Source organism: Pseudomonas sp. LSJ-87, from assembly GCF_032971465.1.
In the GTDB taxonomy this organism is placed as follows: Bacteria; Pseudomonadota; Gammaproteobacteria; order Pseudomonadales; family Pseudomonadaceae; genus Aquipseudomonas; species Aquipseudomonas putida_Z.
This window is the reverse complement of the sequence record NZ_JAWJYQ010000039.1, coordinates 23673-47600: the sequence shown is the minus strand read 5'-3', so window position 1 is coordinate 47600 and position 23928 is coordinate 23673. Positions and strand designations below refer to the sequence as shown.

General features: G+C 61.4%; 22 protein-coding genes. 19 read left to right on the top strand and 3 right to left on the bottom strand.

From position 1 onward, the window contains the following. The first annotated feature begins 16 nt into the window (after nucleotides 1–16). The 3 genes from RYH74_RS20675 (at nucleotide 17) to RYH74_RS20665 (ending at nucleotide 1529) form a co-directional block, all read left to right on the top strand. The gene (locus RYH74_RS20675; protein ID WP_075045847.1) at nucleotides 17–505 is read left to right on the top strand and encodes a hypothetical protein; all 489 of its coding nucleotides are present in this window, start codon (nucleotides 17–19) and stop codon (nucleotides 503–505) included. A gap of 130 nt (nucleotides 506–635) precedes the next feature. After that, complete coding sequence (locus tag RYH74_RS20670; protein ID WP_025339973.1) at nucleotides 636–890, top strand: YkgJ family cysteine cluster protein; 255 nt, start codon at nucleotides 636–638, stop codon at nucleotides 888–890. Between the two features lie 33 nt (nucleotides 891–923). Further along, entirely contained in the window at nucleotides 924–1529 is a 606-nt protein-coding gene (locus RYH74_RS20665) for an START domain-containing protein (RefSeq protein WP_075045846.1), read from the top strand. A gap of 175 nt (nucleotides 1530–1704) precedes the next feature. Here the strand turns inward: RYH74_RS20665 and gltA are convergent, their stop codons facing one another. Next, nucleotides 1705–2994 (bottom strand): citrate synthase, encoded by a 1290-nt coding sequence (gene gltA, locus RYH74_RS20660; protein ID WP_013973445.1) that lies wholly within the window; start codon nucleotides 2992–2994, stop codon nucleotides 1705–1707. A gap of 352 nt (nucleotides 2995–3346) precedes the next feature. On the opposite strand from gltA, the gene sdhC reads away from it, so the two are divergent. The 11 genes from sdhC to RYH74_RS20605 all read left to right on the top strand — a co-directional run bounded on the left by sdhC (nucleotide 3347) and on the right by RYH74_RS20605 (nucleotide 17539). Further along, on the top strand, nucleotides 3347–3733 hold the full coding sequence (gene sdhC, locus RYH74_RS20655; RefSeq protein WP_012315350.1) for a succinate dehydrogenase, cytochrome b556 subunit: 387 nt from the start codon (nucleotides 3347–3349) through the stop codon (nucleotides 3731–3733). Beyond that, nucleotides 3727–4095 carry a succinate dehydrogenase, hydrophobic membrane anchor protein gene (gene sdhD / locus RYH74_RS20650; RefSeq protein ID WP_003254214.1) on the top strand — a complete coding sequence of 123 codons (369 nt, stop codon included), beginning with the start codon at nucleotides 3727–3729 and terminating at the stop codon, nucleotides 4093–4095. Before sdhC ends, sdhD begins: the two co-directional genes overlap by 7 nt. Before the next feature lie 3 nt (nucleotides 4096–4098). Continuing rightward, on the top strand, nucleotides 4099–5871 hold the full coding sequence (sdhA, locus tag RYH74_RS20645) for a succinate dehydrogenase flavoprotein subunit (RefSeq protein WP_025339971.1): 1773 nt from the start codon (nucleotides 4099–4101) through the stop codon (nucleotides 5869–5871). 11 nt (nucleotides 5872–5882) lie between these two features. Beyond that, the gene (locus tag RYH74_RS20640) at nucleotides 5883–6587 is read left to right on the top strand and encodes a succinate dehydrogenase iron-sulfur subunit (RefSeq protein WP_016711649.1); all 705 of its coding nucleotides are present in this window, start codon (nucleotides 5883–5885) and stop codon (nucleotides 6585–6587) included. Nucleotides 6588–6833: 246 nt separating this feature from the next. Next, the gene (locus RYH74_RS20635; protein ID WP_025339970.1) at nucleotides 6834–9665 is read left to right on the top strand and encodes a 2-oxoglutarate dehydrogenase E1 component; all 2832 of its coding nucleotides are present in this window, start codon (nucleotides 6834–6836) and stop codon (nucleotides 9663–9665) included. Between the two features lie 42 nt (nucleotides 9666–9707). Continuing rightward, complete coding sequence (odhB, locus tag RYH74_RS20630) at nucleotides 9708–10928, top strand: 2-oxoglutarate dehydrogenase complex dihydrolipoyllysine-residue succinyltransferase (RefSeq protein ID WP_025339969.1); 1221 nt, start codon at nucleotides 9708–9710, stop codon at nucleotides 10926–10928. A gap of 93 nt (nucleotides 10929–11021) precedes the next feature. Then, nucleotides 11022–12458 carry a dihydrolipoyl dehydrogenase gene (lpdA, locus tag RYH74_RS20625; protein ID WP_013973439.1) on the top strand — a complete coding sequence of 479 codons (1437 nt, stop codon included), beginning with the start codon at nucleotides 11022–11024 and terminating at the stop codon, nucleotides 12456–12458. A 172-nt stretch (nucleotides 12459–12630) separates the two neighbouring features. Next, a complete protein-coding gene (gene sucC, locus RYH74_RS20620) occupies nucleotides 12631–13797 on the top strand; it encodes an ADP-forming succinate--CoA ligase subunit beta (RefSeq protein ID WP_003254205.1) in 1167 nt (388 codons plus the stop codon). Continuing rightward, entirely contained in the window at nucleotides 13797–14681 is an 885-nt protein-coding gene (gene sucD, locus RYH74_RS20615) for a succinate--CoA ligase subunit alpha (protein ID WP_004376004.1), read from the top strand. The genes sucC and sucD overlap by 1 nt, the downstream gene beginning before the upstream one ends. Nucleotides 14682–15165: 484 nt before the next feature. Continuing rightward, nucleotides 15166–16479 (top strand): branched-chain amino acid transport system II carrier protein, encoded by a 1314-nt coding sequence (gene brnQ / locus RYH74_RS20610; RefSeq protein WP_025339968.1) that lies wholly within the window; start codon nucleotides 15166–15168, stop codon nucleotides 16477–16479. 310 nt (nucleotides 16480–16789) lie between these two features. Further along, the gene (locus RYH74_RS20605) at nucleotides 16790–17539 is read left to right on the top strand and encodes a DUF599 domain-containing protein (RefSeq protein ID WP_286100241.1); all 750 of its coding nucleotides are present in this window, start codon (nucleotides 16790–16792) and stop codon (nucleotides 17537–17539) included. Nucleotides 17540–17606: 67 nt separating this feature from the next. On the opposite strand, the gene RYH74_RS20600 is transcribed toward RYH74_RS20605, so the two are convergent. Then, a complete protein-coding gene (locus tag RYH74_RS20600; protein WP_075045843.1) occupies nucleotides 17607–17900 on the bottom strand; it encodes a hypothetical protein in 294 nt (97 codons plus the stop codon). Nucleotides 17901–18054: 154 nt separating this feature from the next. Between RYH74_RS20600 and RYH74_RS20595 the strand changes: the two genes are divergently transcribed. The 4 genes from RYH74_RS20595 to RYH74_RS20580 all read left to right on the top strand — a co-directional run bounded on the left by RYH74_RS20595 (nucleotide 18055) and on the right by RYH74_RS20580 (nucleotide 21790). Beyond that, the gene (locus RYH74_RS20595) at nucleotides 18055–18531 is read left to right on the top strand and encodes a PaaI family thioesterase (protein ID WP_075045842.1); all 477 of its coding nucleotides are present in this window, start codon (nucleotides 18055–18057) and stop codon (nucleotides 18529–18531) included. Further along, complete coding sequence (locus RYH74_RS20590; RefSeq protein ID WP_075045841.1) at nucleotides 18528–19010, top strand: PaaI family thioesterase; 483 nt, start codon at nucleotides 18528–18530, stop codon at nucleotides 19008–19010. Before RYH74_RS20595 ends, RYH74_RS20590 begins: the two co-directional genes overlap by 4 nt. 70 nt (nucleotides 19011–19080) lie before the next feature. Next, on the top strand, nucleotides 19081–20985 hold the full coding sequence (gene htpG / locus RYH74_RS20585) for a molecular chaperone HtpG (RefSeq protein ID WP_025339964.1): 1905 nt from the start codon (nucleotides 19081–19083) through the stop codon (nucleotides 20983–20985). A 79-nt stretch (nucleotides 20986–21064) separates the two neighbouring features. Continuing rightward, entirely contained in the window at nucleotides 21065–21790 is a 726-nt protein-coding gene (locus RYH74_RS20580) for a dienelactone hydrolase family protein (protein WP_015271090.1), read from the top strand. A 115-nt stretch (nucleotides 21791–21905) separates the two neighbouring features. Here RYH74_RS20580 and RYH74_RS20575 read toward each other — a convergent pair whose 3' ends face one another. Next, a complete protein-coding gene (locus RYH74_RS20575) occupies nucleotides 21906–22769 on the bottom strand; it encodes a pirin family protein (protein ID WP_317410049.1) in 864 nt (287 codons plus the stop codon). 117 nt (nucleotides 22770–22886) lie between these two features. Here RYH74_RS20575 and RYH74_RS20570 point away from each other — a divergent pair, with 117 nt between their 5' ends. Beyond that, nucleotides 22887–23891 carry an amidohydrolase family protein gene (locus RYH74_RS20570; RefSeq protein WP_317410048.1) on the top strand — a complete coding sequence of 335 codons (1005 nt, stop codon included), beginning with the start codon at nucleotides 22887–22889 and terminating at the stop codon, nucleotides 23889–23891. Nucleotides 23892–23928: the final 37 nt, after the last annotated feature.

Genomic DNA, 23928 nt, shown 5'->3' with positions numbered 1-23928 from the left:
AGTCTGTCTATTTGCCATGAATGCTTTGCGCCGTTTTGCCCTGATCTTGTGCCTTGTACCGCTCGGCAGCCTGGCTGGTGTTGCCCAGGCTGCGCAGCCGGCAGGCCAGGCGCAGGCGGCGCCGGTGCAGAAAGCCAAGCCGGTGCAGAAAGCCGCAGCCAGGCCAGCGCACAAGCAGCCTGCAAAAAAAGCCGGTAACAGCAAGGCCAGGCCGGCGCGCAAGCAGGTGAGCAAGGAGGTTGCCAAGCCGCTACCCAAGGCGAAGCTGGACCTCAGCCTGCCGGCCGATATGGTCGATGACCTTGAGCCGAATGTGGGCAGCCCTTCGCCGATACAGCGACGCAAGCCTTTGCTGCCACCCATGTTCACTGAAAAGCCGGAGGCCAGCGACAGCCCGTTCCAGCTCAATGGCCGGTTGATCAGCAACGAAATGCAGCTGCAGCTGCGCAATGACAGCCGTCGCGACGTGGAAGGGGCGGCCATCGATTTCGAGTACCGCCAGTAGCTGGCGAACTGACTGCCGGGTCACGGCAGATTTCATCATGCCAGCAATTTCAAACGCCTGTTTGAGCGGTTACTATCCAGGGACGTTCGTCCCGTTTTGTTCCAGGGAGTCCTGATTTTGGTGAATAGCCATGAATTGCCGTGAGGGCTGTGGTGCCTGCTGCATTGCCCCGTCCATCACCTCTGCGATGCCGCGCATGCCCAATGGCAAGCCGGCTGGCGAGCGCTGCCTGCACCTGACCGTCGACAACCTCTGCGACCTGTTCGGCAAGCCCGAGCGGCCGGCAGTATGTGGCGGTTTCAAGGCGGATGTGGAGGTATGCGGCAGTGACCGTGACGAGGCCATCAGGATTCTTGGCTGGTGGGAGCAGATGACGGCGGCGTGACAGGCTGGATCTTCGACAACAAGGATAAACATGATGAGATCGTTCAAGCGTATTGCTCTGCTGTGTGGCATGGGTGTTCTGCTGTCGCCCGCGGCCTGGGCCGAAAACTGGCAGGTGGCCAAGGACGAGGAGGGGATCAAGGTCTCCCTCAGTGAAGTGGCTGGTTCCAAGTACAAGGCCTATCAAGGCGTCACCGTGATCAAGGCGCCGCTGGCCAAGGTGCAGGCGTTGCAGGAGGACGTGGTCGGGGCTTGTGCGTGGATTCACGAATGCAAGTCGCAGAAGCTGCTCAAGCACGAAGGTGATCAGAGCTGGACCTACACCCAGTTCAATACGCCATGGCCGGTCACGCCGCGGGACTCGGTATTGCATGTGACCACGGTGAAGGGGGCTGATGGCAGCCTGGTGCGCAACCTGAAGGAAGAGCCGACCTACGTCCCGGAAGAGAAGGGCTTTGTGCGGGTGGCGAAGGTCGAAGGCTTCTGGAAGCTGGTGCCCAAGGGTGACAGCACGGAAGTGACCTATCAGGTGCACACCGAGCCGGGTGGTAGCGTGCCGGCGATGGTGGCCAACAAGTTCGTGGTGGATGCACCGTTCAATACCCTGAAAGGGTTGCGGGAGCGGGCTGAGAAAAACTGAGGCATTGTGTCACTTGTGCCGGCCTCTTCGCGGGTAAACCCGCTCCCACAGGTATCCCGCAAACTTTCGGGCCTGTGGGGTCCCTGTGGGAGCGGGTTTACCCGCGAAGAGGCCGGCACAGGATGAATAAAAAAGGCTGCCCGAGGGCAGCCTTTTTGCGTTCGGCTATGGAAGCTTACTTGCGGTCCTGCAGCGCAACGATGTCGCGCTTCTGCTCGCCGGTGTACAGCTGGCGCGGGCGGCCGATCTTGTACGGGCTGGAGAGCATTTCTTTCCAGTGCGAGATCCAGCCCACGGTACGTGCCAGGGCGAAGATCACGGTGAACATGCTGGTCGGAATGCCGATCGCCTTGAGGATGATCCCCGAGTAGAAGTCGACGTTCGGGTACAGCGAGCGCTCGATGAAGTACGGATCGGTCAGGGCGATCTCTTCCAGGCGCATGGCCAGTTCCAGCTGCGGGTCGTTCTTGATGCCCAGCTCGCGCAGGACTTCGTCGCAGGTCTGCTTCATCACGGTGGCGCGCGGGTCGCGGTTCTTGTACACGCGGTGACCGAAGCCCATGAGCTTGAACGGGTCGTTCTTGTCCTTGGCCTTGGCGATGAACTTGTCGATGTTCGAGACATCGCCGATTTCATCGAGCATGGTCAGTACCGCTTCGTTCGCACCGCCGTGGGCCGGGCCCCAGAGTGCGGCGATACCGGCGGCGATACAGGCGAACGGGTTGGCACCCGACGAACCGGCCAGACGAACGGTAGAGGTGGAGGCGTTCTGCTCGTGGTCGGCGTGGAGGATGAAGATCCGGTCCATCGCCTTGGCCAGCACCGGGCTGATCGGTTTGATCTCGCACGGGGTGTTGAACATCATGTGCAGGAAGTTTTCCGCGTACGACAGGTCGTTGCGCGGATACATCATCGGCTGGCCCATGGAGTACTTGTAAACCATCGCGGCCAGGGTCGGCATCTTGGCGACCAGGCGCACCGCGGAAATTTCGCGGTGTTGCGGGTTATTGATGTCCAGGGAGTCGTGATAGAACGCCGACAGGGCGCCGACCACGCCGCACATCACCGCCATCGGGTGGGCGTCGCGGCGGAAGCCGTTGAAGAAGGACTTCAGCTGCTCGTGAACCATGGTGTGGTTCTTCACGGTGCTGACGAACTGGGCCTTCTGCTCGGCATTCGGCAGTTCGCCGTTGAGCAGCAGGTAGCAGGTTTCGAGGTAGTCGGACTTTTCGGCGAGTTGCTCGATCGGGTAGCCGCGGTGCAGCAGGATACCTTTGTCGCCGTCAATGTAGGTGATCTTCGACTCGCACGAGGCAGTCGCCATGAAACCAGGGTCGAAGGTGAAGTGACCAGTGGCCCCCAACCCGCGGACGTCGATTACATCAGGACCAACGGTGCCGGTTAAAATGGGCAGCTCGACGGGGGCAGCGCCCTCGATGACCAACTGCGCTTTTTTGTCAGCCATGTGGCCTCCTATTAATGCTTGAAATCATCAGACAGACCCCCCACGCAGGGCCCGCACCACTATAGAGGGATAAATTCAGATGTCAATTTGCCTAAAGGCTTGTTGAAACAGGCATTGAGGCCTGATTTTTCGCGAAATTCTCGCCCATTTACGCCTTTTGTGCGTTAAAGGCAATGCGCTATTTGGGCTACCCCGTCACGTTGTCATAAGCAGCCTAACTGTCTATACTCGCAACCCGACCGCCAGGGGCTTGCAAGCCCGAACTGCTGGGGGTCGCCGTTCCCTGGGTGGTGGGTACCTGACCAGTACACTTACCAACAACTTTGCCCTGATTCGCTAGGGGCTCTTCAGTGTGAAAAAAGCCGTGAAAAGCCAACGACCTGTAAACCTAGACCTAAGGACCATCAAGCTCCCCGTCACTGCGTACACGTCCATCCTGCATCGTATCTCCGGCGTCATCCTGTTCCTTGGCCTTGCCATCATGCTTTATGCACTGGGCAAGTCGCTGGGTTCCGAGGAAGGCTTTGGTGAGGTGAAGGCGTGTCTGACCAGCCCGCTGGCCAAATTCGTGACCTGGGGCCTGCTATCCGCCCTGCTTTATCACCTCGTGGCAGGTGTACGTCACCTGATCATGGACATGGGCATCGGTGAGACGCTGGAAGGCGGCAAGCTGGGCTCGAAAATCGTGATCGTCATCTCCGTGGTGCTGATCGTTCTGGTGGGAGTTTGGGTATGGTAACCAATGTCACGAACCTGTCGCGTTCGGGCCTCTATGACTGGATGGCGCAGCGCGTTTCTGCGGTCGTTCTCGCGGCTTACTTCCTCTTCCTGATCGGCTACGTGGTCGCCCACCCAGGCATCGACTACACCCAGTGGCATGGTCTGTTCTCCAACAACGCGATGCGGATCTTCAGTCTGCTGGCCCTCGTTGCCCTGGGCGCTCACGCCTGGGTCGGCATGTGGACCATTGCGACCGACTACCTGACGCCAATGTCGTTCGGCAAGTCGGCAACTGCGATTCGTTTCCTGTTCCAGGCGGTATGCGGCGTTGCGATGTTCGCTTACTTCGTCTGGGGTGTGCAGATTCTCTGGGGTATCTGATCCATGGCTAGCATTCCAACCATTTCCTTCGACGCCATCATCATCGGTGGCGGCGGTGCCGGCATGCGCGCAGCGCTGCAGCTGGCTCAAGGCGGCCACAAGACTGCCGTGGTCACCAAGGTCTTCCCGACCCGTTCGCACACTGTATCCGCCCAGGGCGGCATCACCTGCGCCATCGCTTCGGCCGACCCGAACGACGACTGGCGCTGGCACATGTACGATACCGTCAAAGGCTCCGACTACATCGGTGACCAGGACGCTATCGAATACATGTGTCAGGAAGGCCCGGCTGCGGTCTTCGAGCTGGACCACATGGGCCTGCCGTTCTCGCGTACCGAAACCGGCCGCATCTACCAGCGTCCGTTCGGTGGCCAGTCCAAGGACTTCGGTAAAGGTGGCCAGGCCGCCCGTACCTGTGCTGCTTCCGACCGTACCGGTCACGCGCTGCTGCACACCCTGTACCAGGGCAACCTGAAGGCAGGCACTACCTTCCTCAACGAGTACTACGCTGTTGACCTGGTGAAGAACCAGGACGGCGCGTTCGTCGGTGTGATCGCAATCTGCATCGAAACCGGCGAAACCATGTACATCAAGTCCAAGGCCACCGTTCTGGCCACTGGCGGTGCCGGTCGTATCTACGCCTCCACCACCAACGCCCTGATCAACACCGGTGACGGTATCGGCATGGCGCTGCGTGCAGGCGTGCCGGTGCAGGACATCGAGATGTGGCAGTTCCACCCGACCGGCATCGCCGGCGCCGGTGTACTGGTTACCGAAGGTTGCCGCGGTGAAGGTGGCTACCTGATCAACGCCCACGGCGAGCGCTTCATGGAGCGTTACGCGCCGAACGCGAAAGACCTGGCCGGCCGCGACGTGGTTGCCCGTTCCATGGTCAAGGAAATCATCGCCGGCAACGGCGTGGGCCCGAACAAGGACCACGTGCTGCTGAAGCTGGACCACCTGGGCGAGGAAGTGCTGCACAGCCGCCTGCCAGGTATCTGCGAGCTGTCCAAGACCTTCGCCCACGTCGACCCAGTCGTCGCGCCGGTCCCGGTCGTACCGACCTGCCACTACATGATGGGCGGCGTTGCCACCAATATTCATGGCCAGGCCATCACCATGGACGCCGAAGGCAAGGACCAAATCATCCCGGGTCTGTTCGCAGTGGGTGAAGTGGCGTGCGTATCGGTCCACGGTGCCAACCGCCTGGGCGGCAACTCGCTGCTCGACCTGGTGGTATTCGGTCGTGCCGCTGGCCTGCACCTGGAAAAATCGCTGTCCGACGGCGTGGAATACCGCGACGCCAGCGACACCGATATCGATGTTGCCCTGAACCGCCTGAACAAGCTCAACGAGCGTACCGCTGGCGAAGACGTTGCCAGCCTCAAGCGCGAGCTGCAGAGCTGCATGCAGAACTACTTCGGTGTATTCCGTACCGGCGAATACATGCAGAAGGGTATCGAGCAGCTGGCCGGCCTGCGTGACCGTATTGCCAACGTCAAGATCAACGACAAGTCCCAGGCCTTCAACACCGCGCGTATCGAAGCGCTGGAGCTGCAGAACCTGCTGGAAGTCGCCGAAGCTACCGCCATCGCGGCCGAAGCCCGTAAAGAGTCCCGCGGCGCCCACGCCCGTGAAGACTTCGAAGACCGTGACGACGAAAACTGGCTGTGCCACACCCTGTACTACCCGGGTGAGAAGCGCGTTGCCAAGCGCGGCGTCAACTTTGCGCCGAAGACTGTTCCAGCCTTCGAACCAAAAGTCCGGACTTACTAAGGGTGGCTGCTATGTTGAAAGTCGAAGTTTATCGTTACAACCCGGACACCGACTCGGCGCCCAAAATGGAGTCGTTCGACGTCGATACCGGCGGCAAGGACCTGATGGTTCTCGATGTATTGGCGCTGATCAAGGAAAAGGACGAAGGTTTCTCGTACCGTCGCTCCTGCCGTGAAGGCGTTTGCGGTTCCGACGGCATGAACATGAACGGCAAGAACGGCCTGGCCTGCATCACCCCGCTGTCGGCGGTGGTGAAGGGCAACAAGCTGGTTCTGCGCCCGCTGCCGGGCCTGCCGGTCATTCGTGACCTGGTCGTCGACATGAGCATCTTCTACAAGCAGTACGAGAAGGTGAAGCCGTTCCTGCAGAACGACACTCCTGCGCCGGCCATCGAGCGCCTGCAGTCGCCGGAAGACCGCGACAAGCTGGACGGCCTGTACGAGTGCATCCTGTGCGCTTGCTGCTCGACTTCCTGCCCGTCGTTCTGGTGGAACCCGGACAAGTTCCTGGGCCCGGCCGCACTGCTGCAGGCCTATCGCTTCCTGGCCGACAGCCGTGACACCAAGACCCAGGAGCGCCTGGCGTCCCTGGATGACCCGTTCAGCGTATTCCGCTGCCGCGGGATCATGAACTGCGTCAACGTTTGCCCGAAAGGTCTGAACCCGACCAAGGCAATCGGCCACGTACGTAACATGCTGCTGCAAAGCGGCACCTGATACAAAGTGTTGTACCTGCAGTAAGCCGAGGTGCGGGTGGTGAGCCCGCACTGAGGTAAAACCCGAACAAGGGCTCACAAAGCCCGCGTTCATTACCTATGAAGATATGAGACCAGCAGGGGCTTTCCGGGCTGGTACCCGGAAAATCAGCAGGATCCAAGTGGCGTGGTTCAGTCGCTGTATTCGGACTTTTCCAGGTTTGCTGTGGCTCTCGCCGATCAGTCCCCTAACCGAGGGTGACCAAGCATGCAAGAAAGCGTGATGCAGCGCATGTGGGAAAGCGCCCACCTTTCAGGTGGTAACGCTGCATATGTGGAAGAGCTTTATGAGCTCTACCTGCACGACCCTAACGCTGTGCCAGAAGAGTGGCGCACCTACTTCCAGAAGTTGCCCGCCGACGGCAGCACCGCTACCGATGTATCGCACTCGACAATCCGCGACCATTTCGTACTGCTGGCAAAGAACCAGCGCCGCGCCCAACCGGTATCCGCCGGGAGCGTGAGCAGTGAACACGAGAAGAAGCAGGTTGAAGTTCTGCGACTGATCCAGGCCTATCGTATGCGCGGCCATCAGGCTGCCAAGCTCGACCCGTTGGGGTTGTGGCAGCGTCCTGCGCCCGTAGACCTGTCGATCAATCACTACGGCTTGACCAATGCCGATCTTGATACGACCTTCCGTGCCGGCGACCTGTTCATCGGCAAAGAGGAGGCGAGCCTACGCGAGATCTTCGAGGCGCTCCAGAAGACATATTGTCGCACCATTGGCGCCGAGTTCACCCACATCGTCGATTCCGAGCAGCGCAGCTGGTTCCAGCAGCGCCTGGAAAGCGTGCGCGGCCGTCCGGAGTTTTCCGCTGACGTGCAGGCCCACCTGCTCGAGCGCGTGACCGCCGGTGAAGGCCTTGAGAAATACCTGGGCACCAAGTACCCGGGCACCAAGCGTTTCGGCCTCGAGGGCGGCGAAAGCCTGATCCCGATGCTGGACGAGATGATCCAGCGTTCCGGTTCCTACGGCACCAAGGAAGTCGTGATCGGCATGGCCCACCGTGGCCGCCTGAACGTTCTGGTCAACACCTTCGGCAAGAACCCGCGCGAGCTGTTCGACGAGTTCGAAGGCAAGAAGATGAACGAGCTGGGCTCCGGTGACGTGAAGTATCACCAGGGCTTCTCCTCGAACGTGATGACCCCGGGTGGCGAAGTGCACCTGGCCATGGCGTTCAACCCGTCCCACCTGGAAATCGTCTCGCCAGTGGTCGAGGGTTCGGTGCGCGCCCGTCAGGACCGCCGCAACGACACCGTTGGCGACAAGGTACTGCCGATCTCGATCCACGGCGACGCAGCATTCGCCGGCCAGGGCGTGGTCATGGAAACCTTCCAGATGTCGCAGACCCGCGGTTTCAAGACCGGCGGTACCGTGCACATCGTGATCAACAACCAGGTTGGTTTCACCATCAGCAACCCGCTGGACGCGCGCTCCACCGAGTACGCCACCGACGTTGCCAAGATGATCCAGGCGCCGATCCTGCACGTGAACGGGGACGACCCGGAAGCCGTGCTGTTCGTGACCCAGCTGGCCATCGACTACCGCATGCAGTTCAAGCGTGACGTGGTCATCGACCTGGTCTGCTACCGCCGCCGCGGCCACAACGAGGCCGACGAGCCGAACGGCACCCAGCCTTTGATGTACCAGCAGATCAGCAAGCAGCGCACCACGCGTGAACTGTACGCTGAGGCACTGATCCAGGCCGGCCGCATCGATTCCGAGCGCGCCCAGGCCAAGATCGACGAGTACCGCAACGCGCTGGACAACGGCCTGCACGTGGTGAAGAGCCTGGTCAAGGAGCCGAACCGCGAGCTGTTCGTCGACTGGCGTCCGTACCTGGGCCATGCCTGGACCGCGCGTCACGACACCCGCTTCGACCTCAAGACCCTGCAGGAACTGTCGGCCAAGCTGCTGGAGATCCCGGAAGGTTTCGTCGTCCAGCGCCAGGTCGCCAAGATCTACGAAGACCGTCAGAAGATGCAGGCCGGTGGCTTGCCGATCAACTGGGGTTATGCAGAGACCATGGCCTACGCCACCCTGCAGTTCGAAGGTCACCCGATCCGCATGACCGGCCAGGACATCGGCCGTGGCACCTTCTCGCACCGTCACGCGGTGCTGCACAACCAGAAGGACGCCAGCACCTACGTACCGCTGAAGAACCTGTTCCCGGGCCAGCCTCAGTTCGAACTGTACGACTCCTTCCTGTCGGAAGAAGCGGTACTGGCCTTCGAATACGGCTACTCGACCACCACGCCGAACGCGCTGGTGATCTGGGAAGCCCAGTTCGGTGACTTCGCCAACGGTGCGCAAGTGGTGATCGACCAGTTCATCACCAGCGGCGAGCACAAGTGGGGCCGTCTGTGCGGTCTGACCATGCTGCTGCCACACGGTTATGAAGGGCAGGGCCCGGAGCACTCCTCCGCGCGCCTGGAGCGTTACCTGCAGCTGTGCGCCGAGCACAACATCCAGGTCTGCGTACCGACCACCCCGGCCCAGATCTACCACCTGCTGCGTCGCCAGGTCATTCGTCCGCTGCGCAAGCCGCTGATCGTGCTGACGCCGAAGTCGCTGCTGCGCCACAAGCTGGCCATCTCGACCCTGGAAGACCTGGCAGAAGGCTCGTTCCAGACCGTGATCCCGGAAATCGACAGCCTCGATCCGGCCAAGGTCGAACGCCTGGTCCTGTGCGGCGGCAAGGTTTACTACGACCTGCTGGAAAAACGCCGTGCCGAAGGCCGCGAAGACATCGCCATCGTGCGTATCGAGCAGCTGTATCCGTTCCCTGAGGACGACCTGGTCGAAATCCTGGCGCCTTACACCAACCTCAAGCATGCGGTCTGGTGTCAGGAAGAGCCGATGAACCAGGGCGCCTGGTACAGCAGCCAGCACCACATGCGCCGTATCCTGGGCCGCCACAACAAGGCACTGGTCCTGGAATACGCCGGCCGCGACGCTTCCGCCGCGCCAGCCTGTGGTTACGCATCGAAGCACGCCGAACAGCAGGAAAAACTGCTGCAAGACGCCTTCACTGTTTAATGCCTTCGCGCACCTGAAACCGAATTTAAGGAAACACAGATAATGGCTATCGAGATCAAAGCCCCAACCTTCCCGGAATCGGTTGCCGATGGCACCGTTGCCACCTGGCACAAGCAGCCGGGCGATGCCGTCAAGCGTGACGAGCTGATCGTCGACATCGAGACCGACAAGGTCGTCCTGGAAGTACTGGCCACCGCTGACGGCGTGCTGGGCGCCATCGTCAAGGGCGAGGGCGACACCGTCCTGTCCGACGAAGTACTGGGTTCGATCGTTGAGGGCGGTGCTGCCGCTGCTGCACCAGCTGCCGCCCCGGCCGCTGCTGCCCCGGCTGCCGCTGCTGCCGACGCTGGCGAAGAAGACCCGGTTGCCGCCCCGGCCGCGCGCAAGCTGGCTGAAGAGAACGGCATCGACCTGGCTACCGTTGCCGGCACCGGCAAAGGTGGTCGCATCACCAAGGAAGACGTCGTCGCTGCCGTCGCCAACAAGAAGTCGGCGCCTGCTGCAGCTGCCAAGCCTGCCGCCGCTGCCGCTGCTGCCCCGGTTGTCGTTGCCGCTGGCGACCGCACCGAGAAGCGTGTGCCGATGACCCGCCTGCGCGCCAAGATCGCCGAGCGTCTGGTCGAAGCCCAGTCGAGCATGGCCATGCTGACCACCTTCAACGAAGTCGACATGACCGAAGTCATGGCCCTGCGTTCGAAGTACAAGGACCTGTTCGAGAAGACCCACAACGGCGTACGCCTGGGCTTCATGTCGTTCTTCGTCAAGGCCGCCACCGAAGCCCTGAAGCGCTTCCCGGCTGTCAACGCCTCGATCGACGGCAACGACATCGTCTACCACGGCTACGCCGACGTCGGCGTTGCCGTGTCCAGCGACCGTGGCCTGGTGGTACCGGTACTGCGTAACGCCGAGTCGATGAGCCTGGCGGAAATCGAGAACGGCATCGCCACCTTCGGCAAGAAGGCCCGTGACGGCAAGCTGGCCATCGAAGAGATGACCGGCGGCACCTTCACCATCACCAACGGTGGTACCTTCGGTTCGATGATGTCGACCCCGATCGTCAACCCGCCGCAGGCCGCCATTCTCGGCATGCACAACATCATCCAGCGCCCGATGGCCATCAATGGCCAGGTGGTGATTCGCCCGATGATGTACCTGGCGCTGTCGTACGATCACCGCCTGATCGACGGCAAGGAAGCGGTAACCTTCCTGGTCACCATCAAGAACCTGCTGGAAGATCCGTCTCGCCTGCTGCTGGACATCTAACCCTCTGGCTGCGTACCGTGCCGGCCCTGGCTTCGCAGGAAGCCATGCCGCGCGGTCCGCGGCTTGTAGCTTGTAGCTGATAAGGAATCTTTTATGACCCAGAAATTCGACGTAGTGGTGATTGGTGCAGGTCCTGGCGGCTATGTGGCTGCCATCAAGGCCGCACAACTTGGTCTGAAGACTGCCTGTATCGAGAAGTACACCGACGCCGAGGGCAAGCTGGCCCTGGGCGGCACCTGCCTGAACGTAGGTTGCATTCCTTCCAAGGCGCTGCTGGACAGCTCCTGGAAGTACAAGGAAGCCAAAGAGAGCTTCAACGTCCACGGTATCTCCACTGGTGAAGTGAAGATGGACGTCGCCGCGATGGTTGGCCGCAAGGCTGGCATCGTCAAGAACCTGACCGGTGGCGTTGCCACCCTGTTCAAGGCCAACGGCGTTACTTCGATCCAGGGCCACGGCAAGCTGCTGGCCGGCAAGAAAGTCGAAGTCACCAAGGCTGACGGCACCACCGAAGTCATCGAAGCCGAGAACGTGATCCTGGCTTCCGGCTCGCGCCCGATCGACATTCCGCCGGCTCCGGTCGACCAGAACGTCATCGTCGACTCCACCGGCGCCCTGGAATTCCAGGCCGTGCCGAAGCGCCTGGGCGTTATCGGTGCTGGCGTGATCGGCCTGGAGCTGGGCTCGGTATGGGCTCGCCTGGGTGCTGAAGTCACCGTCCTGGAAGCCCTGGACACCTTCCTGATGGCTGCCGACACCGCCGTGTCGAAAGAAGCCCAGAAGACCCTGACCAAGCAAGGCCTGGACATCAAGCTGGGCGCGCGCGTCACCGGCTCGAAAGTCAACGGCAACGAAGTCGAAGTGACCTACACCGACGCCAACGGCGAGCAGAAGATCACCTTCGACAAGCTGATCGTCGCGGTCGGCCGTCGCCCGGTGACCACCGACCTGCTGGCTGCCGACAGCGGCGTGACCATCGACGAGCGTGGCTACATCTTCGTCGACGACTACTGCGCTACCAGCGTGCCGGGCGTGTACGCCATCGGTGACGTGGTGCGCGGCATGATGCTGGCCCACAAGGCCTCGGAAGAGGGCATCATGGTGGTCGAGCGCATCAAGGGCCACAAGGCCCAGATGAACTACGACCTGATCCCGTCGGTCATCTACACCCACCCGGAAATCGCGTGGGTCGGCAAGACCGAACAGGCCTTGAAGGCCGAGGGCGTTGAGGTTAACGTGGGCACCTTCCCGTTCGCGGCCAGCGGCCGTGCGATGGCTGCCAACGACACCGGTGGTTTCGTCAAGGTCATCGCCGATGCCAAGACCGACCGCGTCCTGGGTGTACACGTGATTGGCCCATCGGCTGCCGAACTGGTGCAGCAGGGCGCAATCGCAATGGAATTCGGCACCAGTGCCGAGGATCTGGGCATGATGGTCTTCAGCCATCCGACCCTGTCCGAAGCGTTGCATGAAGCAGCGCTGGCAGTGAATGGCGGCGCCATTCACGTGGCCAACCGTAAGAAGCGTTAATTATAAGAAACCACGGCGGGCTGCCCGTCGTGAGTCTTGCGTGCATGACTCACCGCGGAAAGTCCGCCGGACCGGATCACACGGGAAAACCCGGGGTCAACGGTCACAGGTGGTGCGGCGCCAGTGATGGCGCAGCGCCGAAGCGCAGTACCTAACGAAGACGGTAAAAAGCATGAATCTTCACGAGTATCAGGGTAAGCAGCTGTTCGCTGAATACGGCCTGCCAGTTTCCAAGGGTTTCGCTGTCGATACCCCTGAGCAAGCTGCAGAAGCCTGCGACAAGATCGGCGGGAACGAGTGGGTGGTAAAAGCCCAGGTTCACGCGGGTGGTCGCGGTAAAGCGGGCGGCGTCAAGCTGGTTCGCAGCAAAGAAGACGCCAAGGCGTTCGCTGCACAGTGGTTGGGCAAGAATCTGGTTACCTACCAGACCGATGCCAACGGTCAACCCGTCTCCAAGATTCTGGTCGAATCCTGCACTGACATCGCCAAAGAGCTGTATCTGGGCGCTGTAGTCGATCGTTCGAGCCGCCGTATCGTGTTCATGGCTTCCACCGAAGGTGGCGTGGACATCGAGAAAGTCGCTCACGAAACGCCTGAGAAGATCCTCAAGGCCACCATCGACCCACTGGTCGGCGCTCAGCCGTTCCAGGGTCGCGAGCTGGCATTCCAGCTGGGCCTGGAAGGCAAGCAAGTTCAACAGTTCGCCAAGATCTTCGTTGGTCTGGCCAAGCTGTTCAAGGATCACGACCTGGCCCTGCTGGAAGTGAACCCGCTGGTGATCAAGGCCGACGGCGACCTGCACTGCCTCGATGCCAAGATCAACATCGACGCCAACGCCATGTACCGTCAGCCGAAGCTGAAAACCTTCCACGACCCGTCGCAGGACGACGCCCGTGAAGCCCACGCTGCCAAGTTCGAACTGAACTACGTTGCCCTCGAAGGCAACATCGGCTGCATGGTCAACGGTGCCGGCCTGGCCATGGGTACCATGGACATCGTCAACCTGCACGGCGGCAAGCCGGCCAACTTCCTCGACGTTGGCGGTGGTGCTACCAAAGAGCGCGTTACCGAAGCGTTCAAGATCATTCTGTCCGACAGCAATGTCGCGGCCGTCCTGGTCAACATCTTCGGCGGCATCGTTCGCTGCGACATGATTGCCGAAGGCATCATCGGTGCAGTGAAAGAAGTCGGCGTGAAAGTTCCGGTCGTCGTTCGCCTTGAAGGCAACAACGCCGAACTGGGCGCTAAAGTACTGGCAGAAAGCGGTTTGAACATCATTGCGGCAACCAGCCTGACCGACGCTGCTCAACAAGTTGTCAAAGCTGCGGAGGGCAAGTAATGAGCGTCCTGATCAATAAAGACACCAAAGTCATCTGCCAGGGCTTCACCGGCTCGCAGGGTACTTTCCACTCCGAACAGGCCATCGCCTACGGCACCAAGATGGTAGGCGGCGTAACCCCAGGCAAGGGTGGCACCACCCACCTGGGCCTGCCAGTGTTCAACACTGTGAAAGAAGCTGTGGAAGCTACCGGCGCTGACGCTTCGGTCATCTACGTTCCGGCTCCTTTCTGCAAGGACTCGATCCTGGAAGCTGCCTTCGGCGGCATCAAGCTGATCGTGTGCATCACTGAAGGCATTCCTACCCTGGACATGCTGGATGCCAAGGTCAAGTGCGACGAGCTGGGCGTGACCCTGATCGGCCCTAACTGCCCAGGTGTCATCACCCCGGGCGAGTGCAAGATCGGCATCATGCCAGGCCACATCCACCTGCCAGGCAAGGTCGGTATCGTTTCGCGTTCCGGCACCCTGACCTACGAAGCTGTGAAGCAGACCACCGACGCCGGCTTCGGCCAGTCGACCTGCGTCGGCATCGGCGGTGACCCGATCCCGGGCTCCAACTTCATCGACATCCTGAAGCTGTTCCAGGAAGACCCGAAGACCGAAGCGATCGTCATGATCGGCGAGATCGGCGGTTCGGCTGAAGAAGAAGCTGCGGCCTACATCAAGGCCAACGTCACCAAGCCTGTCGTTTCCTACATCGCTGGTGTTACCGCACCTGCGGGCAAGCGCATGGGCCACGCTGGCGCCATCATCTCTGGCGGCAAGGGCACTGCGGACGAGAAGTTCGCCGCCCTGCAGGACGCTGGTGTGAAGACCGTGCGTTCCCTGGCTGACATCGGCAAGGCCCTGGCCGAGCTGACTGGCTGGGAAGTCAAGAAGTAATACTGCTACACCCCCCACGCGCACAGAGGCCACCTTCGGGTGGCCTTTGTCGTTTCTGGGTATTGGGTATTCCTGTGCCGGCCTCTTCGCGGGCTTGCCCGCTCCCACAGGAGATCTCCACATTCCGGGCCTGTGGTGATCCCCTGTGGGAGCGGGCAAGCCCGCGAAGAGGCCGGCACAGGCAACATGGATTTTTCGATGAGTTTGATAGGAATTTTCACGCAGACGAATATTTCAATCCGAGGATAATTCTCGCTGTCCTCGGTCGCACAGACGACAAACATGTACGCACATCGGACAAGCAGCACTGTGCCAGTGCGTTTGACTGACAAAACAGTTACATTACGCGTTCACTCTGTGCCCGTACCCCAAAAGGGAACGACACGCTAAACGGGTCTGGCCTATCAAGCCGGGCAGCATTTCCCCTCATCCAAAGGGAAATCCCCTCTCGAATCCCGATTTCAGCAGTGTGGTACTACCTTAAATGAAAGTTCTCAAAGGCCAGGATATCCTGGCGCTTGGCTTTATGACGTTTGCGCTTTTCGTGGGCGCTGGCAACATCATCTTCCCGCCTATCGTCGGTCTGCAGTCTGGCCCGCACGTATGGATGGCGGCCCTGGGCTTCCTGGTTACCGCCGTGGGCCTGCCGGTCATCACCGTGGTCGCCCTGGCCAAGGTCGGCGGCGGCATGGATGCCCTGAGCAGCCCGATCGGCAAGTTCTTCGGTGGCCTGCTGGCGGCCGTGTGCTACCTGTCGGTCGGCCCGCTGTTCGCCACCCCGCGCACCGCGACCGTATCGTTCGAAGTGGGCGTTGCGCCGCTGACCGGTGAAAGCCCGCTGGCGCTGTTCATCTACAGCCTGGTGTACTTCCTCGTGGTACTGGCCGTGTCCATGTACCCAGGCAAGCTGCTCGACACCGTGGGCCGCTTCCTGGCGCCGTTGAAGATCATCGCCCTGGCGGTGCTGGGCATCGCCGCCTTCGCGCTGCCTGCCGGCACCATTGGTGAAGCGCAGCCGGCCTATGCCGCCGCAGCGTTCTCCAAGGGCTTCTCCGATGGTTACCTGACCATGGACACCCTGGGTGCCCTGGTGTTCGGTATCGTCATCGTCAACGCCATCCGCTCGCGCGGTGTCGAGTCGCCGAAGCTGATCACCCGCTATGCCATCATCGCCGGCCTGATCGCCGGTGTCGGCCTGGCCCTGGTGTACATCAGCCTGTTCCGCCTGGGTGCAACCAGCCACGATATCGCGGCTGACGCCACCAACGGCGCGGCGGTACTGCATGCCTATGTGCAACACACCTTCGGTTCGCTGGGCAGCGGCTTCCTCGCCGTGCTGATCGCGCTGGCTTGCCTGGTGACCGCGGTTGGCCTGACGTGTGCCTGCGCTGAGTACTTCAGCCAGATGCTGCCGCTGTCGTACCGCGCACTGGTGGTGATCCTGGCGGGCTTCTCGCTGCTGATCTCCAACCTCGGGCTGACCAAGCTGATCATGTTCTCGATCCCGGTGCTCACCGCGATCTACCCGCCGTGCATCGTGGTGGTCGGGCTCAGCTTCGTGAAGGACCTGTGGAACTCGCCAACCCGCATCCTGGCGCCAGTGATGCTGGTGTCGCTGCTGTTCGGCATGGTCGATGCGATCAAGGGCAGCGGCATTGCCCACGTGCTGCCGGACTTCATGGCACACCTGCCGTTGAGCGACCAGGGCCTGGCCTGGCTGGTGCCTTCGGTGGTGACCCTGGTTGGCGCCGTGGCCTGCGACCGCATGCTCGGCAAGCCGCGCGAAGCGCTGGCCTGATAGTCGAAGCCTGAGGGCGGCACCGGCCACAAGCCGAAGGGTGCTCGCCAAGGGTGGAAACTCAAGAGCCCCGTATCCGAGAGGATGCGGGGCTTTTTCTTTGCCTGTACCGGCCTCTTCGCGGGCACGCCCGCTCCCACAGGTCAAGCGCAAACCTCAGAATTGGCGCTGTACCTGTGGGAGCGGGCGTGCCCGCGAAGAGGCCGGATGAGCAGTGCAAATATCAGGATGGATGTGTGCCTTTTGCCGCTTGCCAGCGTCGAAATCCGGTCCCTATCCTTCAGGTATCTGGCCCTCCCGGGAACCCTGCATGAACTTCATCCAAAGCAACTTCAACAACCTGTTGGCCATCGCCTGGTTCGCCCTGTGCTGGGGCGGTTACACCCGTTATGCCATCTGGAAGGGCCGCGACACCGCGTGCCTGGCCAGCGTGCTGCACCTGTACCGCGAAGACTGGATGCGCCGCATGCTGCTGCGCGACAACCGCATTGCCGATGCCAGCGTGATCGGCAATCTTGAGCGCAACGCCTCGTTCTTCGCCTCCAGCACCCTGATCATCCTTGCCGGTATCCTCACCGTGCTTGGGGCCTCCGACCGGGCGCTGTCGCTGCTGGCCGACCTGCCGCTGGTGCAGCAGACGTCCCAGGGCATGTCGGAGATCAAGCTGCTGTGCCTGGCCATGGTCTTCGTCTACGCCTTTTTCACCTTCAGCTGGTGCATGCGCCAATACAACTTTGCTGCAGTGCTGGTGGGTTCGGCGCCGATGATCGGTGAACGGCTGGTCAATGAACTTGAACGCAAGGCATTCGCCTCGCGGGCGGCGCGGGTGCTGTCGCTTGCCGCCAACCAGTTCAACCTGGGCCTGCGTTCCTATTACTTCGGCATGGCCATGTTGAGCTGGTTCATCAGCCCATGGTTGTTCATGGTCATGAGTGTCGGGGTAGTGCTGATTCTGTACCGCCGCGAGTTCCATTCGGATGTGTTGGATGTGATGGTGTTCACACCTACCGAAAGTGTTTCGATCGAACCCGCCAAGGAAAACACCGCTCCTGGTACCTGAAACGTTTAATCCATAAGTTTCAGGCACAAAAAAACCCGACAATGTCGGGTTTTCTTGTTTTAGCCGATTACTGCTTGGCAGGTTCGGCTGGAGCAGCTGGGGCAGCTGGCGCGGCTTCCGGAGCCGGAGTAGCCGGAGCGGCTTCTTCGGCGGCCTTCTGCTCGGCTTCGGCCTGATCTTTGGCGGCTTCGGCGTTTTCCTTGGCGGCCTCGTTCATTTTATCCTGAGCTTCGCCCGCTTTTTCCTGGGCTTGCTCGGCGTGTTGCTGTGCGTCCTGGGCTTTGTCTTCGCTCGCTTTATCGCAAGCGGCCAGGCCCATGGCAGCGGCCAGCATCAGAGCAAAAGCAAAAGGTTTACGCATGGGGGTGTTTCTCCTTGGTGGAATAAGTGACTTGTTCCTTCGAGTGCAACTACGCGGAATAAGTTCCGCGAAGATTACACATATATAACGCCTCGTTCTATATAGACTTTTTAACGATTTTATGCCGCTGCGGCAATGCGCAGGGAAACAGCCAATGAGCGATTCAACCTTGATGGCCATGGCCGAGCGTTTTCTCTCGGCGTTGAAACATTGTCAGTTGTTGCAAATGCGTGTGGCGCAAACCAATGCCGATGGTATGACCTTGGTGCTGCCCTGGTCTCCGGCCATCGTCGGCAACCCGCAGACCGGCGCCGTGCATGGCGGCGCGCTGACCACGCTGATGGACACCACCTGCGGCATGGCCACATTGTGCGTGCTGCCGCGCTTCGAGGTGTGCCCGACACTGGACCTGCGCATCGACTACATGCACCCGGCAGAGGCCGGCAAGGACATCTACGGCCATGCCCAGTGCTACCGGGTCACCCGCGATGTGATCTTCACCCGTGGCACGGCCTACCAGGACGACCCCGCCCAGCCGATCTGCCAGGTGGTGGGCACGTTCATGCGCCTGGGCCAGGAGATCAAGGGTGGCATCCGTTTCGGCAACAGCCTGAAGGAGGGCGGGGCATGATTCCGCACGAGGTTCGTCAACAGCTCAACGCCGCCCACGCAGTGGGAGACTATCGGCCTTTGCTGGCACTGATCCCCTATGCCGGCCTGATCGGCATCGAATGCGAGCGCGAAGGCGATGACCTGCTGTTCCGACTGCCAGCCAGCCAGGACAACATAGGCAACCCGCTGCTGCCGGCCATCCACGGCGGGGTGATCGCGGGCTTCATGGAGCTGTCGGCAGCGCTGTACCTGCTGATCTTCAGCGAGAGCGCGAGCATTCCGAAGATCATCGACTTTTCCATCGATTACCTGCGCGCCGGGCACTTTCGCGATACCTATGCCCAGTGCCAACTGTGGCGCCAGGGCCGGCGGGTGACCAATGTGGCCATCACCGCCTGGCAGGGTGACAGGCTATCGCCGATCGCCACGGCTCGCGCTCATTTCAAGATCGAACCGGAAAAGCCCTTGAAATCATCCGGGCAGCCCCCATCTGCATGACATCCGCCGCTAACGCAGGCCAACCTGGCCGCCAGGCGTCAACTGCCATCAGATCGGAGTTTTGAAGACCATGAGTGTGGAGACTCAAAAAGAAACGCTGGGCTTCCAGACCGAGGTAAAGCAGCTGCTGCACCTCATGATCCATTCCTTGTATTCGAACAAGGAGATCTTCCTGCGTGAATTGATCTCCAACGCCTCCGACGCCGCCGACAAGCTGCGTTTCGAGGCCCTGGCCAAGCCAGAGCTGTTCGAAGGCGACGCCGACCTGAAGATTCGCCTGAGCTTCGACAAGGACGCCGGTACCGTGACCCTCGAGGACAACGGCATCGGCATGAGCCGCGAAGACGTCATCGCCCACCTGGGTACCATCGCCAAGTCCGGCACCGCCGACTTCATGAAGAACCTCACTGGTGACCAGAAGAAGGACTCGCACCTGATCGGTCAGTTCGGTGTGGGCTTCTACTCCGCGTTCATCGTTGCCGACAAGGTCGATGTGTACAGCCGCCGTGCCGGCCAGCCGGCCGCCGAAGGCGTGCACTGGTCGTCGAAAGGCGAGGGCGAGTTCGAAGTCGCCACCATCGACAAGCCACAGCGCGGCACCCGCATCGTCCTGCACCTGAAGAAGGACGAGCAGGAGTTCGCTGATGGCTGGCGCCTGCGCAACGTGGTCAAGAAATACTCCGACCACATCGCCATGCCGATCCAGCTGCCGAAAGAGCAAGCTGCCGCCGAAGGTGAAGAACAGCCGGCCGAAGAGTGGGAAACCGTCAACCGTGCCAGCGCCCTGTGGACCCGTCCGCGTACCGAGATCAAGGACGAGGAGTACCAGGAGTTCTACAAGCACATCGGCCATGACTTCGAAAACCCGCTGGCCTGGAGCCACAACAAGGTCGAAGGCAAGCTCGAATACAACTCGCTGCTGTACGTGCCGGCCCGCGCGCCGTTCGACCTGTACCAGCGCGAAGCGCCACGCGGCCTGAAGCTCTACGTGCAGCGCGTGTTCATCATGGACCAGGCCGAATCGTTCCTGCCGCTGTACCTGCGCTTCATCAAGGGTGTGGTCGATTCCAACGACCTGTCGCTGAACGTGTCGCGTGAAATCCTGCAGAAAGACCCGATCATCGACTCGATGAAGACCGCGCTGACCAAGCGCGTGCTGGACATGCTGGAGAAGCTGGCGAAGAACGAGCCCGAGCAGTACAAGGGCTTCTGGAAGAACTTCGGCCAGGTGCTGAAGGAAGGCCCGGCCGAAGACTTCGCCAACAAGGAAAAGATCGCCGGCCTGCTGCGCTTCGCTTCCACCCAGGACGACAGCGGCGAGCAGAGCGTCGCCCTGGCCGACTACCTGGCACGCGCCAAGGAAGGCCAGGACAAGATCTACTACCTCACCGGCGAGTCGTACGCGCAGGTCAAGAACAGCCCGCACCTGGAAGTCTTCCGCAAGAAAGGCATCGAAGTGCTGCTGCTGACCGACCGTATCGACGAGTGGCTGATGAGCTACCTCAACGAGTTCGACGGCAAGGCTTTCGTCGACGTCGCCCGTGGCGACCTGGACCTGGGCAAGCTGGATTCGGAAGAAGACAAGAAGGCCCAGGAAGAAGTCGCCAAGGACAAGGAAGGCCTGGTCGAGCGCCTGAAGGGCGCGCTGGGTGACAGCGTGGCCGAAGTGCGCGTGTCGCACCGCCTGACCGACTCGCCGGCGATCCTGGCCATCGGTGAGCAGGACCTGGGCCTGCAGATGCGCCAGATCCTCGAAGCCAGCGGGCAGAAGGTGCCGGAGTCCAAGCCGATCTTCGAGTTCAACCCGACCCACCCGCTGATCGAGAAACTGGACAACGAGCAGAGCGAAGACCGCTTCGCCGAGCTGTCGCACATCCTGTTCGATCAGGCGGCCCTGGCGGCCGGTGACAGCTTGAAGGACCCGGCGGCTTACGTTCGTCGCCTGAACAAGCTGCTGGTCGAGCTGTCTGCTTGAGTTGATGCATAGGAAAGCCCGCTTCGGCGGGCTTTTTTCATGGCGAGCATATTGATGACGAGTGCCAAAGGAGTGCTTGATGAGCAAAGTAATCGTCGAATCGCTGGTCTATCACCTGTCCGGCAAGGCGTATGAAAGCCGCCTGGTCTACGAGCCGGGCGCGCTGGGGCGGCCAGGCCTGGTGATGGCGCCGAACTGGATGGGTATCGGCGAAGGTGCCGAGCGCATCGCCAAGGAAGTGGCCGAGAAGGGCTATGTGGTGCTGATTGCCGACCTGTACGGGCAATCGGTGCGTCCGTCCAACGCCGACGAGGCCGGCGCGGCGATGATGCCGTTGAAGAACGACCGTGGCGAGCTGCGCAAGCGTATGCAGGAAGCCCTGGCGCAACTGTTGGGGCAGTCGAAGGCGCTGCTGGAGCCGGGCAAGGTCGGCACGTTTGGTTTCTGCTTTGGTGGCTGCTGTGCACTTGAGCTGGCCCGTACTGGCGCCGATTTGCGTGCGGCGGTGTCGTTCCATGGCACGCTGGACACGCCGAATCCGGAAGATGCCAAGCGCATCAAGGGCTCGGTGCTGGTGCTGCACGGCGCTTCCGACCCACTGGTGCCGAAGGAGCAGTTGCCGGCGTTCGAGGAGGAGATGAACGCGGCCAAGGTTGACTGGCAATTGCTCAGCTATGGCGGCGCGGTGCACTCGTTTACCGACCCGAGTGCCAATGTGCCGGGCAAGATGCAGTATGACCGGCGTACCTCGGAGCGGGCGTTCCGCTCGATGCATAACCTGCTGACCGAAGTGTTCCAGCGCTGACAATGCAGGGGGCCGCTGTGCGGCCCATCGCCGGCAAGCCAGCTCCCACAGTGAAGACAGCGCCGTACCTGTGGGAGCTGGCTTGCCGGCGATGGGCTGCAAAGCAGCCCCAAAATTACCTGGGCAGCTCGATCCTCGAAGTTTCCCCCGGCACCACCGGCCAATCCCCCGCAGCCCACTTGGCCCGGGCCTGTTCGATCAGTTCCACATCACTGGCGACAAAGTTCCAGTTCATCCGCCGCGGCCCATCCAGCGGCGCGCCACCAATCAGCACCAGCTGGCACTCACCTTCCGCATACAGTGTCACCTCTTCGCCCTCCGGCAGCACCACCAGGCTGCACGCCTCCACCTCCTCATCGTTCATCAGCAATTCGCCATCCAGTACGTACAGCGCCCGTTGCGTATGCTCATTCGGCACCTGCAAGGTAGTCGCCGGCTGCATCCGCACGTGCGCGTAAAGGGTAGGGGAGAGCACCGGCACCGGCGACTCCAGGCAGAACCCGCTGCCGGCAATCATGCAGATACGCACCCCCAGGTTGTCGCTGACCGGCAGGCTTGCCGCCGGGTGGTGGCTGTAGCTTGCCGGGCCTTGTTCATGCTCGCGTGGCGACGCCAGCCATACCTGCAACCCGTGCAGGCGTGAACCATGGGCCAGGGCATCTTCAGGCGTGCGCTCGACATGGGCCACGCCGCTGCCTGCGGTCATCCAGCTGACATCGCCCGGCAGCACCCGCTGCGCCGAGCCGAGGCTGTCCTTGTGCAGGATTGCCCCTTCGAACAGGTAGGTAAGGGTCGACAGGCCGATATGCGGGTGCTGGCGGATGTCCATGCCATGCCCCGGGGCATAGTCGGTTTCGAGCATGTGGTCGAAAAACACGAACGGGCCGACGCTGCGGCACTGGGCCGACGGCAGCGGGCGCAGGATCGGCTGGCCCTCGACCGATTCGGCGCGTGGGCGGATGACCAGGGGGCTGCTCATGGGAAGGCTCCAGGCAAGGTGGAAATGCCCCAAGCATAGCGGTTTGCCCGCCGCGGCTGAACCGTCTCGTTGGCTGGCCGGTCTAGAGGTTTGGTACCCGGAAAAGGAAGCTTCATCATGATCGTCAGAGCGCTGGCCTGCGTGCTGTTATCCACCTGGCTGTGCCAAGCGGCGCAGGCGCGCGACTACAGCTACAGTGATGCCCACCTGCACTACGTCGACTTCTTCCAGGAAAGCGAAGGCATGCCCGCGCTGATCAAGGCCATGGATGCCTCCGGTATCGAGCAGTCGATGATTTCCGGCGTGCCGGTGGCCAAGAAGTGGCATGAAGACGAGCCCAAGCGCCCGCGCTATTACGCTGGGGATGACGCCGAAGCCTACTGGTACAGCGCCACCGACACCTACGTGGCCGCGGCGTTGCAGCAACTGCCCGACGAGCAGCGCAAGCGCTTTCATCCGTTCCTGGCCGGCTTCAATCCGGTGGACAAGAACGCCGCCAGCCATATCGAGCGCATGCTCGATCTGCATCCGGGGCTGTGGCAGGGCATTGGCGAGGTGTTCACCCGCCACGATGACCTGACGGCACTGACCAGCGGTGACACGCCGCGCGCCAACAACGAAGCCATGACGCGTATCTATCACCTGGCAGCCGAGCGCGACTTGCCGGTGCTGCTGCATTCCAACATCACCTCCAAACGCGAGCGCAACCCCTTGTACCTGGCGGAGATCGAAGAGCCGCTGCGCAATCACCCGCACACGCGGTTCATCTGGGCGCACGCCGGCAGCAGCATGGAGATTCACCGGCACCAGACGCAGATGGACTTTCTGCTGCCGGTGCTGACGCGGTTACTGGAGGATTACCCGAACCTGTATGTCGATTTGTCTTGGAGCGTGCTGGAGCCTTATCTGCTGGATGACCGGGGTGTGCCGCGCAAGGCGTGGTTGGCACTGGTCGAGAAATTTCCGGAGCGGTTCATGCTGGGTTCGGATGTGGTGGGGCGGTTTGGTAGCCTTGGGGAACAGATGCACGGGTTCAGGCCGTTTCTGGATGCATTGCCGGAACAAGTTGCCAACAAGGTGGCCAGGGAGAATTTTCTGGCTGTACTGCCCAGGCAGAAATAAGCGTTTTCCTGTGCTGGCCCTATCGCCGGCAAGCCAG